We start from the raw sequence: 14,071 nt of genomic DNA on the forward strand, positions 1-14,071 counted from the left end.
CGGGCGCGAGCAGGGGCGCCGCCGCCGCGACCACGACCCAGACCGCCGTCAGCCCCGCGCCCAGGATCAGGCCGCGCCGACCGGGGCGGCGCCGCCCCTTCGCCATGCCGGCACGTGGCGCCACGGAGACCTCCGTCGGGTCCGGCCGCCCGCACGCGCGGGTCGGCGCGGCGGTAGAGCAGGTCGGCCAGGGTCGAGCCGGCCACCACGGCCGCGCCGGCCAGCACCGTGGTCGCCATGATCACCGTGTAGTCGCGCGCCCAGACGGCCTCGATGGTGACGCGCCCGAGGCCCGGCCAGCCGAAGACGGTCTCGACCACCAGGGCGCCGCCCACCAGCCAGGGCAGGCTCAGGCCGACCAGCGTGATCAGGGGCAGCAGGGCGTTGCGGAGGGCGTGGCGGCGCAGGATGCGGTCTTCCGGCAGTCCGCGGGCGCGCGCGGCGAGAATGTAGTCTTCGGCCAGCACCTCCTCGAGGGCGGCCTGCAGGTAGCGGGTGGTGCCCATGAAGGTGCTCAGGGTCAGGGTGAGCACGGGCAGGGCCAGGTGCCGGAGCCGATCGACGAGACGCGCACCCGCCGGCAGGAAGGCGGCGTCGGGTCCGGCGAAGCCCCCGGCCGGGAACCAGCCGAGCTGGCGGCTGAACAGGAGGATGAACATGAGTCCGAGCCAGAAGGCCGGCACCGAGTAGAAGACGAGCCCCGTGCCCTCGAGCCAGGCGGCGCCGGCCCGCCGGCGCCGCGCCGCGAGGGCCAGGGCGGTCGCCACGGCCAAGGCCAGGTGCAGCACGTAGGAGACGAGCGTCAGCTGCAGGGTCGGACCGAGGGCGTCGCCGACCACGTCGGCCACCGGACGCTGCTGCCGCAGGCTCAGGCCGAAGTCGCCGCGCACCGCACCCGTCAGCCAATGGGCGTACTGCTCGGGCAGGCTCCGGTCGAGGCCGAGACGCTGGCGCAGCAGGGCGCGGTCGGCTGCGGTCACCTCCTCGTTCACGACCTGGTCGAGGGGATCGCCCGGCGCCAGGCGCACCGCGAAGAACACCGCCGACGCGAGCACGAAGAGCAGCAGCAGGGAGTAGGCCAGACGGCGGGCAAGCCAGGGCAGCATGGATCCCATCCGGGGTCGGGGTCGGCGGCGACGGAGGCTGATCATAGGGAGTGCCCGGGCGGACGGTCAAGCCCGGGACCGGCGTCGCCGCGGCGCCAGGATGGTCGGGCGTTCTGCAACGCGGACAGGGCTTCCTGCATAGGGTGCGGCGTCCCCCAGCGCGGCGCGAGCGCCCCCCGGGCGGCGCGACGTTGCCCGTCGTTCCCCGGGGTTCCCCGTCGTTCCCCGTCATTTCCCCCCGAACGGCTGGGTGAAGGAATCCTCATCCGGTACGGATCTCGCAGGGCGGGCCCACCGATGCGCGGCCCGGCCGCGCCCGTTTCCAGCCGAAGGGAACCGCATGACAACCAGGACGACCCTCTCCCGCACGGCCCTGCCCGTCGCCCTCGTGGCGGCGGTGCTGGTGGGCGCCGGGTGCGAGATCAACAGCCCCGAGATGCCCTCGTTCGACACCACCTTCACCCTGCCCATCGGGGTGGAGACGCTCACGGTGCTCGAGGCCGTCGAGGACGAGGACTTCCTCGTCGTCGGCGAGGACGGCACGCTCGGCTTCAGCGTCGACGGCGACGCCGACACCCTGGCCCTCGACTTCGCCCTCGCGGTGGACCTGCCCACCGAGAGCGTCGCCCAGGGCCTCGGCGACTTCACCCTGCCCGCGGGCGACCCCGTGGCCTTCGCCTTCACCCTCGGCGAGGTGTGGCCGCCCGCCGCGGCCGTCGACGGCGTGACCACCCTCGTGCCCGCGTTCCCGTTCGACCTGACCAGCGGCGGCGAGGACCTGCCCGACATCGAGTCGGCGGTGCTCGCCTCCGGCGCCCTGAGCGTGACGGTGAGCAACGGTTTCGCCGTGCCCCTCGGCGCCGACAGCGGCGCCGACCAGATCGTGCTCGAGCTGCGTGATCCGGCGGGCGGCGCGCCCCTGGCCACCCTCGCCTTCCCGCGGCTGGCGCCCGGCGAGCAGGCCACCCGCGCGGCCGACCTCGCCGGCGTCGTCCTGCCCGACGCGGTGGCGGTGCGCATCACCGGCGGCTCGCCCGGCAGCGGCGCCGCGCCGGTGACGGTCCGGGCCGCCGACACCATCGCCGTCGACGCGGCCTTCACCGATCTGGTCGTCTCGTCGGCCACGGCGGTCGTCGCCGCCCAGAGCTTCTCGACCTCGTTCGCGGTCGACCTGCCGGCCGACTACGAGATCAGCCGCGCCGTCATCGACCAGGGCCGCATCGATCTCGATCTGGCCAACGACATGCCCCTGCCCTGCACCGTCACCGTGATCTGGGACCAGGTGCGCGACCTGGACGGCGTGCCGCTCGTGCGCGCCTGGGACCTGGCGCCCGGCACCGCCATCACCCCCGCCCTGGACCTGGCCGGCTACCTGGTCGTCGCCGACGGCGCCGCCCTGACCGGCCTGGACCTGCAGGTCGCCGTCAGCTCGCCGGGCAGCGGCGGCGCGCCCGTGGCCCTGTCCGCGGCCGACGGCGTCACCGCCGCGGTGGACGGCGGCACGGTCACCTTCGCTTCCGTCACCGGCCTGGTGCCGGCCACGGTGGTGGCCCTCGACCCCGTCACCGAGACCATCGACCTGCCCGACGAGATGGACGGCCTCGAACTGACGGCCGCCCGCCTCGAGCTCACCCTGACCAACAGCGCCGGGATCGCGGCCGACGTCGACCTGACCCTGACCGGGACCGCCGCCGACGGCGCGGTGCGCACCCTCGACGTGGCCGAGCACGTGCTGCCGGCCCTGGACCGCAATCCGGCCGTGACGACGATCGTGCTGGACGAGACCAACAGCGGCGTCCTCGACTTCCTGAACAACCTGCCCGAGACGATCACCCTGGGCGGCGACGTGATCGCCGGCGGCGGCGGCGTGGCGGGCACCGTGCGGCCCGACGAGTACGCCGTGGTCCAGTGGACCCTGAGCGCCCCGGTGGAGGTCGTCATCACGGGCGCCACCCTGGACAGCGATCCCCGCGCCCTCGACCTCGACGCCGACCTGCGCGACCGGATCGCGACCCACGCGCGCGGCGCCGAGCTGCACGCCGAGATCCTCAACCACCTGCCCATGGGCGTCGAGCTCCGCATCGTGGCCCACACCGACACCAGCCTGCTGGACTCCGCGCCGCTGCTGGTGATCGGACCCGTGGCCGTGGCCGCGGCCGAGACCGATCCGGTGAGCCACGCCGTGAGCGCTGCGGTCACGAGCCGGCCCGTGGTCGCCCTCGACACGGACCAGGCCCGCATCTTCGGGCTGGCCGGCCTGCACACGCGGGTCGAGGCCTTCCTGCCCGCCACCGACGGACAGCCCGTGCGGGTCATGTCCAGCGACTACCTCGAGTTCCGGGGCGTCGTGCAACTGGAGGTGCTGATCGATGACGAATTCTAGCCACCCCTCCCTGCGCCGGGCGCAGGCGCCGCTGGCCGACGCCGCGGGCGCCGGCACCTGGGACCGCCGCCGCCTCGGCATCGCGCTGGTCGTGACCGGCCTGAGCCTGGCGGGCCTGCTGATCGCCGCCACCGCCGAGGCCCAGGGCGTCGTGCGCGCCTGGGGCATGGGCGGCGCCGGCACCGCCACCGCCCGCGGCCTCGAGGCCGTCGGCTACAACCCGGCCAACCTGGCCTTCAGCGAGGGCACCACCGTGGGCCTGGCCGCCGCCGCGGCCGACGTCCACAACAACGCCCTCAGCCTCGACCGCTACAACGAGATCACGGGCCAGTATCTCGACAGCACCGAGAAGGCGCGCCTGCTGGACGACATCCCCGCGTCGGGCCTGCAGCTCGACGCCGATCTCAGCGCGTCGGCCCTCGGCTTCCAGACCGGTCCCTTCGCCGTGAGCTTCAGCGGCCTCGGCGCCGGCCAGGGCAACCTCGACCGCGACTACTTCGACCTGGTGCTGAACGGCAACCAGCTCGGCGAGACGGTCGACTTCAGCAACACCTGGGGCGAGGGCTACGCGGTGGGTTCGGCCGCCGTCTCCTACGGCCTCATGCTGCGCGAGGGCGCGACCACGCGGCTGAGCGCCGGCGTGAACGCGCGCTACCTGCACGGCATCTACGAGATGCACGTCACCGACGCCTACGGCACCCTGACCACCGGCCTGAACGACATCGCGGGCGAGGCCTACGTGGCCACCGAGTCGTCGAGCGGCGGCAGCGGCTACGGCCTGGACCTGGGCCTGGCCCTGGTCACCGACGACGGCTGGCAGTTCGGCCTCGCGGTGGACAACGTGCTGGCGCAGGTGAGCTGGGACCGCGACGTGGAGCGGCAGGAGATGCGCGTCACCGCGGCCGACGTGAACCTGATGAACGGCGACCTGGACGCGGCCGTCTCCGACGCCGACACCACCTTCGCCACCGACGGCTACACGACCGAACTGCCGCGGCGGGCCCGCCTCGGCGCGGCCCGGCAGTTCGGCTCGTTCATGGTCGCGGCCGACTACGTGCAGGGCTTCGAGGACCGGGGCGTGACCTCGACCTCGCCCCTGGTCAACACCGGCGTCGAGTGGCGGCTGGCCTCGTTCTTCCAGCCCCGCGTGGGCCTGAGCACCGGCGGCGACCGCGGCACCAGCGCCACCGTCGGCGTGGGGATCAAGGCGGGTCCCTGGCGCCTCGACGCGGCGGCCGTCTCCCGCAGCGGCGTCACCATCGGCGACAACAAGGGCGTGGGCGTGGCCCTCGGCTCGATGCTCGAGTTCTGACGGCAGGCGCGGGGCTCCCCCTTCCCGCGCACGTGGACGGCGCCCCGGGTACGCACCCCCGGGGCGTCGTCACGTCCGGGACCGTCGGGGCGATGGCGGCGGGCGAAAGGACGGGTCAGGCCTCGACCCAGGGCAGGTCGAAGACCTCGGCGCAGGCGTCGGCGAGGGCCGGCCCGAGGGCGTCGAGAGCGGCGCCCGCCTGCGGGCGACCGAGCAGCACCCCCAGATCGGTGGTCACCTCGCGCAGGGCGGCGGCGTCGGGTGCGGCGGCCCCCTCCGCGCCGAGCAGCTCGACCAGCTCCAGATGCCGCGGTCCGGCCAGGATCGAGCCGTGCTGCAGGAAGACGCCCTCGGTGCGGCGCTGGGCGCTGCCGATGAGCTTGCGCCCCCCCACCTTCACCTCGTGCCGGCCGGCGCTGCGGAAACAGACCAGGCCGCGGGCCTCGGCGCGGCTCTCGCCCTCGCTGATGTCGGCGTCGAGGCCCAGGCGCGACAGGAAGAGCAGCAGCGCCGCATTGATCTTCATGTAGGTGTCGTGCAGCGAGGTGCCGAAGAGGGGCGACGGCGACGAGCCGATCACCGCGTAGGTGAGCTCGTCGGCGTGCAGGATGGCGCGCCCCCCGGTGGGCCGGCGCACGAGGTCGTAGCCGCGGGCCGCGATGCGCTCGCCGGCGAAGTCGGCGAACTGCTGGTTGTAGCCGATGGTCACCGCGGCCGGTTCCCAGCGGTACACCCGCAGGACGGGGTCGTCGCCGGGACGATGGCCCGCGAGCAGCTCGGCGTCGCGGGCCATGTTCCAGGCGCCCGTGCGGGCGCCGTCGAGGTGGACGCGCAGCTTCATCCGCCGGGCCCTAGCAGTTGCACGGCCCGAGCCAGCGCAGGTCCGGCTGCCGGGCCGCGGCCGCCTCGTCCATGCGCCCGACCGGCGTCGAGACGGGCGCCTCGCGCAGCAGGTCGGGGTTCTCGCGGGCCTCGCGGTGGATGGTGCGGATGACGTCGACGAAGTGGTCGAGGCTCTCGCGCGACTCGGTCTCGGTCGGCTCGACCATGAAGGCCTCGTCGACGATCAGCGGGAAGTAGATCGTCGGCGCGTGGATGCCGTAGTCGAGCATGCGCTTGGCCACGTCGAGGGTGCGCACGCCGAACTCCTTCTTCCACGCCGAGCCGTCGGCGACGAACTCGTGCATGCACCCCTCGGCGTCGCGCACGTGCAGGATGTCGCGCAGCCGGTGGTGCAGGTACTTGGCGTTCAGCACGGCGCACTCGGTGACGCGGGTCAGGCCGTTGCCCCCGTTGCGCAGCACGTACGAAAGGGCCCGCAGGCACACGCCCACGTTGCCGAAGTAGGCATGGATGGCGTTGCTGCCGCGCACCGGCACCTTGGTCAGGGTCCAGCCGCCGTCGTCGATGCGCGCGATGCGCGGACCGGGCAGGAACGGCGCGAGCTCCTTCGCGACGCAGATCGGGCCCGCGCCCGGGCCGCCGCCGCCGTGGGGCGTGGACATGGTCTTGTGCAGGTTCAGGTGCACCACGTCGAAGCCCATGTCGCCGGGCCGGGCCTTGCCCATGATGGCGTTCATGTTGGCGCCGTCCATGTAGAGCTTGCCGCCCGCCGCGTGGATGATGTCGGCCACCTCGCGGATGTCGTTCTCGAACAGGCCGAGGGTGTTCGGGTTGGTGATCATGATGCCGGCCGTCTGGGGCCCCACCGCGGCGCGCAGCTCGTCGAGGTCGATGCGCCCGTCGGGCCGCGACTTCAGGGTGCGCGGCTTCATGCCGCAGATCACCACCGAGGCCGGGTTGGTGCCGTGGGCCGAATCGGGAATCAGGATCTCGTCCCGGCTGCGGTCGCCGCGCGCCAGATGGAAGGCCCGGATCACGAGCATGCCCAGGTACTCGCCCTGGGCGCCGGCGGCCGGGATCAGGCTGCAGGCCGCGAAGCCGGTGATCTCGCAGAGGGCGTCCTCGAGACGCCGCAGGGCCTCGAGCAGGCCCTGGATGTCCTCGGGACCCTGCTCCGGGTGCAGGTCGGCCAGGCCGGGCAGGGCCACGACCTGCTCGTTCACCCGGGGGTTGTACTTCATCGTGCAGCTGCCCAGGGGATACATGCCCCGCTCGATGTGGTGGTTGAGCGTGGACAGCTTGGTGAAGTGCCGCATGACCTCGGGCTCGCTCAGGGCCGGGAAGTCGGCGGGCGCGGCGCGGCGCACGTCGGCGGGCAGGGCCGCGTCGACGGGCTCGCCGTCCCACCGCGGGAAGGTCAGGCCGCGCCGGCCGGGGCCGCCCTGGTCGAAGATCGACTGGGGCAGGTCGGCATTCCAGCGCCGTGGGCTCATGTTCTCGTTGAAGCCGTTCACTGCCCACCTCCGGACACGAAGTCGGCCAGCAGATCGCCGAACCGGTCGATCTCCGCCGCGGTGCGTTTCTCGGTGACGGCCACGAGCAGGTCGCCCGCGCCGCAGCCGGCGAAGCCCTCGAGGGGAATGCCGGCCAGCACGCCGTGCCGCCGGGCGAAGGCGCGGAAGGCCTCGGCCGGCTTCGGCAGACGGATCACGAACTCGTTGAACACCGGCCCGGCGAAGGGCAGCTCGACGCCGTCGACCGCCGCCACGCGCCGGCGCAGGGCGGCGCAGCGGACCAGGTTCGCCTCGCCCAGCTCGGCCAGGCCGCCGGCCCCGAGCATGCTCAGGTACACGGTGGCTCGCAGGGCGTTGAGCCCCTGGTTCGAGCAGATGTTGCTGGTGGCCTTCTCGCGCCGGATGTGCTGCTCGCGCGTCTGCAGCGTGAGCACGTAGCCCTGCTGCCCGCGGTTGTCGGTGGTGCGCCCCACGATGCGGCCGGGGATGCGGCGCTTGTGGGCATCGACACAGGCCAGGAAGCCCAGCAGCGGCCCGCCCCAGCCGGGGTTGATGCCGAACGGCTGGGCCTCGCCCACCGCCAGGTCGGCCCCGTACTCGCCGGGCGCCCGGAGCACCGCCAGCGAGACCGGGTTGACCGCCGCCACCACGCCCACGCCGGCGTCGCGCGCGATGGCGCAGAGCTCGTCGACGGGTTCGACGAGCCCGAGGTAGTTGGGGTTCGGCAGCACGAACGCCGCTACGTCGTCACCGAGGACCTTGGCCAGGCCGGCCGGATCGGTGGTGCCGTCCGGCCCCACCGGCGCGTCGACGACCTTCACGCCCATGCCGTGCATGGCCGTGGTCACGACGCGGCGCCAGCGGGGATTCAGGGTGTCCGGCAGGACGACCGTGTTGCGGCGCCCGGACGCGATGAGCACCGAGACGGCCTCGGTCAGGGCCGTGGCGCCGTCGTACATGCTCGCGTTCGCCACGTCGAGCCCGGTCAGGCGGCAGATGTAGCTCTGCCACTCGTAGATGGCCTGCAGGGTGCCCTGCGAGACCTCGGGCTGGTACGGCGTGTAGGCGGTGAGAAACTCGCTGCGCGACGAGATGGCGTCGCAGGCCGCGGGGATGATGCTGTCGTACACCCCGCCCCCGAGGAAGCTCACCAGCTCGCCCATGCCGTGGTTGCGGGCGGCCACGCCGCGGAAGTAGCGGCGCACCTCCTCCTCGGTCAGGCCGTCCGGCAGATCGAGCGGCCGGTTCAGCCGGACGTTGGCCGGCAGGTGGGCGAAGAGTTCGTCGACGCTGCTCTTTCCCAGCACGTCGAGCATGGCCCGCACGTCGGCGGGCGAATGCGGCACGTAGGGCATGGGCCGATCAGCCTCCCGTCAGTTCGCTGTAACCGGCGGCGTCCAGGAGCTGGTCGAGCTCGCCGGGATCGCTCAGCTTCACCTTGAGCAGCCAGCCGCCGTCCATGGGGTCCTTGTTCACCAGCTCGGGGCTGTCGACGACGTCCTGGTTGACCTCGACGATCTCGCCCGAGATGGGCAGGTAGAGATCGGCCACGGCCTTCACGGACTCGATGGTGCCCACGGTGTCGCCCTGGCTGAACTCGGAGCCGGGCTCCGGCAGCTCGACGAAGACCACGTCGCCCAGTTCGCTGGCCGCGAAGTCGGTCACGCCGACCACGCCGGTGTCGCCCTCGATCTGCACCCACTCGTGCTCCTGCGAATACTTGCGGTCGTCAGGTACCATGGCTGCGCGCCTCCTGCGTGGTTGGCCGCCCCTAGGGCAGCGATCGTTCGGCCCGCGGGTCACCCTTGGTGCGGGCCGAGAGGAACGGGAAGGTCGTGATCCGGCAGGCGATCGGCTTGCCGCGCACGTCGACGGCCAGGTCGCCGTCGGCCGGGACGTCGCTGGCCACCAGGGCCAGGGCCAGGGCCTGCTTCAGGGTCGGGCTGTGGGTGCCGCTGGTGACGTAGCCGACGTCGCGGCCGTCGCAGAGCACCCGGGCGTCCTGCCGCGCGATGCCGCGGCCGGTGATCTCCAGGCAAACGAGTTTCCGGGGCACCCCGGTGCGCTTCTGGACCTCTAGCGCCTCCTTGCCGACGAAGGCCGGCTTCTTCAGGCGCATGGCCCAGCCGATGCCCGCCTCCAGCGGGGTGATGTCCTCGCCCAGCTCGTGGCCGTACAGGCAGTAGCCCACCTCGAAGCGCAGGGTGTCGCGGGCGGCGAGGCCGATGGGCGCCACGCCGAGGTCGGCGCCCTGCGCCAGCAGCTCCTCCCAGACGGCGACGGCGTCGGCGTGGGGCAGGTAGATCTCGTAGCCGTGCTCGCCGGTGTAGCCCGTGCGCGAGACGAGCCACTCGCCGCCGGGGCCGTCGCAGGTGAAGCAGGTGTAGAAGTCGAGACCGCCGATGGTGTCGACGTGGGCGGCGAGATGCGCCAGGCGCCCGACGAGATCGCGGCTGTCCGGCCCCTGCACCGCGATCAGGGCCGTGCGGTCGCTGGCATCGTCCAGGGCGACGCCGGCGGCGGGGCGGTGGTCGGCCAGCCAGGCGGCGATCTTGGCGTGGTTGGCGGCGTTGCACACCACGAGCCAGCGCTCGGCGCCGAGGCGGTAGACGAGCATGTCGTCGAGCACGCCCCCGTCCGCGCGGCACATGGCCGTGTAGGTGACCTTGCCCACCTCGACGCCGGTGATGCGATTGGTGATCAGGCCGTCGAGCCAGGCCTCGGCATCCGGGCCGGTGACGAAGATCTCCCCCATGTGGGTGATGTCGAACAGCCCCACGCGCTCGCGCACGGCGGCGTGCTCGGCGAGGACGCCCTCGTACTGGACGGGCATCTCGAAGCCGGCGAAGGGCACCATCTTCGCGCCGTGGGCGCGGTGCCACGCGGTCAGGGGCGTGGTCTTGAGAGCGTCGGAAGCGGTCAAGGACGGGGCTCCTGGTCGGGATTCAGGGTCGTTTCTGGAACGGGGGCTGCACGACGGCGGCCCGGCCGCGGGAGGGGGGCCCCGCGACCTGCCCAATCTAACCGCAGCGGCCGTTCAAGCCAAGGGGAAAGCGGATTCCGCGGTCCCGGCCGGACTAGCGGCCGAAGAGCTCCCGCAGCATGGCCCCGGTGTGGCTCCCGGGCGCCGCCATGACCTCCTCGAGGCTGCCGCTGGCGACGAGTTCGCCGCCGCCGGCCCCGCCCTCGGGTCCGAGGTCGATGACGTGGTCGGCCCGCCGGATGACCTCGGCGTGGTGCTCGATCACGACGACGGTGTTGTCCTGGCCGATGAGCCGGTGCAGCACGTGCATCAGGCGGTCGACGTCGCAGAAGTGCAGGCCGGTGGTGGGCTCGTCGAGGATGTACATGGTGTGGCGCTGGCCGCCGCGGCTGAGCTCCTTCACGAGCTTGATGCGCTGGGCCTCGCCGCCCGAGAGCGTGCCGCCGGACTGGCCGAGGCGCAGGTAGTCGAGCCCCACGCCGTGCAGCACGTCGAGGATCTTCGCGCAGGCCGGGATGTTGCCCAGCACGTCGCGCGCCTCCTCCACGGTCATGTCCAGGATGCTCGCGACGTCGTGGCCCTTGAAGTGCACCTCGAGGGTCTCGCGGTCGAAGCGGCGGCCGCCGCATTCCTCGCAGAGCACCTCCACGTCGGGCAGGAAGTCCATGGTCAGGCGCCGCAGGCCGGCGCCCTCGCACACGGGGCAGCGCCCGCCGGCGGTGTTGAAGCTGAAGCGCCCGGCGCCGTAGCCGCGCATGCGCGCCAGGCTCGTCTGGGCGAAGACCTTGCGGATGTGGTTGTAGAGGCCGGTGTAGGTGGCCGGCGTCGAACGGGCCGAGCGCCCGATGGGCGTCTGGTCGACGAGGATCACCGAGTGCAGGTGCTCGTCGCCGGTCATGGCCGCGAACGGCGCCGCGGGCCGGCGGGCGTGGTGCTTGCGGGCCGCCAGGGCCCGGTACATGGTCTCGTGCACGGCCGTGCTCTTGCCCGAGCCCGAGACGCCGGTGACCACCGTCAGCTGCCCGAGCGGGATCTCGATGTCGATGCCCTTGAGGTTGCGTCCCGTCAGGCCGGTCAGGCGCAGCACCTCGCCCTCGCGCCGCGCGGGACGGCCGCCGGTCAGGGGCTCGGGCCCGCCGGTGCCGACGCGTCCGGCGAGGAAATCGCCCGTGGGCAGGCCCTCGCGGGCAGCCACCTCGGCCACGGTGCCCTGGGCCACGACGGTGCCCCCGTGCTCCCCCGCCCCCGGTCCGATGTCGATGATGTGGTCGGCGGCCAGCATGACGTCGCGATCGTGTTCGACGACGATCACCGAGTTGCCGCGGTCGCGCAGGTCCTTGAGCGTCTGCACCAGCTTGCCGATGTCGCGGTGGTGCAGGCCGACGCTGGGCTCGTCCAGGATGTAGAGCACGCCCGTCAGCTGGCTGCCCACCTGCGTGGCCAGGCGCACCCGCTGGCCCTCGCCGCCCGAGAGCGTGGCCGTGCCGCGCGCCAGGCTCAGGTAGCTGATGCCCACCTGCAGCAGGAAGCGCAGCCGGTGGCGGATCTGCTCGAGGATCGGCCGCGACACGATCCGTTCGCGCTGGCCCGTGAACGCGAGGCCGGCGATCCAGGCGTCGAACTCGTCGAGGGTCAGGGCCGCCGCCTCGCCGATGTTCAGCCCCCCGATGCGCACGGCCAGCGAGGCCGCCTTCAACCGGTGGCCCCGGCATTCGGGACAGGTCGTCTCGACCATCAGCTTCTCGAGGCTGGCCCGGATCTTCTCGGACTTCGTCTCGCGGTGGCGCCGCACCAGCTCGGGCACCAGGCCTTCCCAGTCGCGCAGGAAGGCGTTGTAGTGCTTGTGCTCCTTCAGCTCGGCGCGCAGGGCGTCGTCCAGGCCGTGGAAGATGGCCTGCCGGCCGCGGTCGGGGATCTCGGCGAAGGGCTTGCGCAGGCTGAACCCCATGGCGTCGGCGAGGGCCTCGATCTGCACGTACACCCAGCTCGATTCCTTGCCCTTGAGGAACTCGACGGCGCCCCCCTCGAGGGACACCTCGGTATCCGGCACGAGCGCCTCCGGCAGGATGCTGCGCAGGGTGCCCAGGCCGTTGCAGTGGTCGCACGAGCCGGCGGGCGAGTTGAAGCTGAACATGCGCGGCTCGCCGCTGGGGAAGCCCCGCCCGCACGAGGTGCACGACGACTCGCGGCTGTACCAGCTCTCCTGGCCGTCGCTCCACACCACGACGGTGCCGCCGCCCAGTTCGGCCGCGCGTTCGAGCCCGGCCTTGAGCCGGTCGCGGATGCCGGGCCGGTTGGCCAGGCCGTCGACGACCACGGCGATGTCGTGGGCCTTGTTCCGCTCGAGCCGGATGTCGTCCTCGAGCTCGCGCAGCTCGCCGTCGACGAGCACCCGCACGTAGCCCTGCAGGCGCAGGTCGTCGAGCAGCTTGCGGTGCTCGCCCTTGCGCCCGCGCACCACCGGCGCCAGCAAGTAGAAGCGGGTCTTCTCCGGCAGGGCCGCGATCTCGTCCTCGATCTCGCCGAGGGGCCGACCCGTCGCGGGAATGCCGCAGTCGGGGCAATGCACCGTGCCGCAGCGGGCGTACAGCAGGCGCATGAAGTTGTAGATCTCGGTGACCGTGCCCACCGTCGAGCGCGGGCTGCGGCCGAGGCCCTTCTGGTCGATGGCCAGCGACGGCGAGAGGCCGTCGATGCGGTCGACGTCGGGCTTGGCCAGCTGGTCGAGGAACTGGTGGGCGTAGCTCGAGAGGCTCTCGATGTAACGCCGCTGGCCCTCGGCGTAGAGGGTGTCGAAGGCGAGCGACGACTTGCCGGACCCGCTCGGACCCGTGATCACCACCAGCCGGCGCCGGGGCAGGCTGAGGCTGATGTTCTTCAGGTTGTGGACGCGCACGCCCTTGACGGTGATGTCCCCGTGGGACGGGGACATCGCCGGCTGATCGCGGTGCGGTTCGGTGCTGGCCAAGGCGGCTCTTCCGGGTGCGGGTGCTACTTGACGTTCTTCAGGGTCGGATCCATGGCGTCCCAGGCCGCCTTCTCGTCGGCCGTCAGGTGGCCCGTCCCCTCGATGACCGTGGCCTTGGTGATGGCCACCGGCACCGCCGGGGCGTCGCGGCCGGCCGAGGGGTTCTTCTCGGCGGAGACGATGCGGTCGGCCACCTCCTGGCCCATGACCACGTGACCGAAGATGGTGTACTGGCCGTCGAGCTGCGGCGTGGCGTCGACGCAGATGAAGAACTGGCTGCCGGCGCTGTCCACGTCGCGGCTGCGCGCCATGCTCAGCGAGCCCTTCAGGTGGTGCGCCGTCTTGCTGAACTCGGCCTTCAGGTTCGCGGGACCGTCGAGGCCCTTGTAGCCCTTGGCCTCGAGCATGGCGTTCACCTCGTCGACCTTGGCCTTCTCGGCGTCGGTCAGCACGTCGCTCATGACCGGACCGCCCATGCCGTCGTTGCGCGGGTCGGCGTCCTTGCTGTTGGGGTCGCCGCCCTGGATCACGAAGCCCGGCACGATGCGGTGGAAGCGGCTGCCGTCGTAGAAGCCGGTGCGGGCCAGGTGGGTGAAGTTGGCCACGTGGTTCGGCGCCAGGTCCGGATACATGACGAGCAGGATCTCGCCCTCTTCGGTGTCGAGCCGGACGAAGGTCGGCTCGGCGGCCTGGGCCGCGGCGGCGGCGAGCAGCAGGGTGACCGGCAGCAGGAGCTTCAGGGCGGTGCGCATGGGACCTCCAGGCCGGGACCGCGTCCCGGACCGATGTTCGTGGCCGACGCTAGTCGCGCCGGATCAGATAGGTGATGCCCAGTTCCGCGCGCAGCCGCTCCCCCAGCCTTTCGGCGGCGGCACGGTCGGCCAGTCCGGGCAGGACGACACGATGGTAAGTCTGGCCCCCGAGCGTCGCAACCTCCATCACCGGCGCGTAGCCGAGGCCCG

11 protein-coding genes are annotated in these 14,071 nt (G+C 72.6%); 2 read left to right on the forward strand and 9 right to left on the reverse strand.

From position 1 onward, the window contains the following. Positions 1-1,106, reverse strand: a 1,106-nt coding sequence (locus tag KDM41_13880) for an ABC transporter permease (protein ID MCB1184514.1), incomplete at its 3' end; no start/stop codon positions are given. A gap of 340 nt (positions 1,107-1,446) precedes the next feature. On the opposite strand from KDM41_13880, the gene KDM41_13885 reads away from it, so the two are divergent. After that, the gene (locus tag KDM41_13885) at positions 1,447-3,489 is read left to right on the forward strand and encodes a hypothetical protein (protein ID MCB1184515.1); all 2,043 of its coding nucleotides are present in this window, start codon (positions 1,447-1,449) and stop codon (positions 3,487-3,489) included. Continuing rightward, positions 3,476-4,801: a hypothetical protein gene (locus KDM41_13890; GenBank protein ID MCB1184516.1), complete on the forward strand. Its 1,326-nt coding sequence runs from the start codon at positions 3,476-3,478 to the stop codon at positions 4,799-4,801. Before KDM41_13885 ends, KDM41_13890 begins: the two co-directional genes overlap by 14 nt. Before the next feature lie 115 nt (positions 4,802-4,916). On the opposite strand, the gene KDM41_13895 is transcribed toward KDM41_13890, so the two are convergent. From KDM41_13895 to KDM41_13930, 8 genes are all read right to left on the reverse strand, one after another. Further along, positions 4,917-5,642, reverse strand: a complete 726-nt coding sequence (locus tag KDM41_13895; protein MCB1184517.1) for a lipoate--protein ligase family protein — start codon at positions 5,640-5,642, stop codon at positions 4,917-4,919. Between the two features lie 10 nt (positions 5,643-5,652). Next, positions 5,653-7,137 (reverse strand): aminomethyl-transferring glycine dehydrogenase subunit GcvPB, encoded by a 1,485-nt coding sequence (gcvPB, locus tag KDM41_13900; protein ID MCB1184518.1) that lies wholly within the window; start codon positions 7,135-7,137, stop codon positions 5,653-5,655. 17 nt (positions 7,138-7,154) lie between these two features. Beyond that, complete coding sequence (gene gcvPA / locus KDM41_13905) at positions 7,155-8,513, reverse strand: aminomethyl-transferring glycine dehydrogenase subunit GcvPA (GenBank protein ID MCB1184519.1); 1,359 nt, start codon at positions 8,511-8,513, stop codon at positions 7,155-7,157. Positions 8,514-8,520: 7 nt separating this feature from the next. Continuing rightward, positions 8,521-8,898 (reverse strand): glycine cleavage system protein GcvH, encoded by a 378-nt coding sequence (gcvH, locus tag KDM41_13910; protein MCB1184520.1) that lies wholly within the window; start codon positions 8,896-8,898, stop codon positions 8,521-8,523. A gap of 31 nt (positions 8,899-8,929) precedes the next feature. Beyond that, positions 8,930-10,081 (reverse strand): glycine cleavage system aminomethyltransferase GcvT, encoded by a 1,152-nt coding sequence (gene gcvT, locus KDM41_13915; GenBank protein MCB1184521.1) that lies wholly within the window; start codon positions 10,079-10,081, stop codon positions 8,930-8,932. Positions 10,082-10,235: 154 nt separating this feature from the next. After that, positions 10,236-13,073, reverse strand: coding sequence for an excinuclease ABC subunit UvrA (uvrA, locus tag KDM41_13920; protein ID MCB1184522.1), 2,838 nt, complete (start codon positions 13,071-13,073; stop codon positions 10,236-10,238). 59 nt (positions 13,074-13,132) lie between these two features. Then, positions 13,133-13,861, reverse strand: coding sequence for a peptidylprolyl isomerase (locus KDM41_13925; protein ID MCB1184523.1), 729 nt, complete (start codon positions 13,859-13,861; stop codon positions 13,133-13,135). 49 nt (positions 13,862-13,910) lie between these two features. Further along, a partial coding sequence (locus tag KDM41_13930; protein MCB1184524.1) for an SPOR domain-containing protein occupies positions 13,911-14,071 on the reverse strand: 161 nt, incomplete at its 5' end.

It is taken from the genome of bacterium, assembly GCA_020440705.1.
In the GTDB taxonomy this organism is placed as follows: Bacteria; Krumholzibacteriota; Krumholzibacteriia; order LZORAL124-64-63; family LZORAL124-64-63; genus JAGRNP01.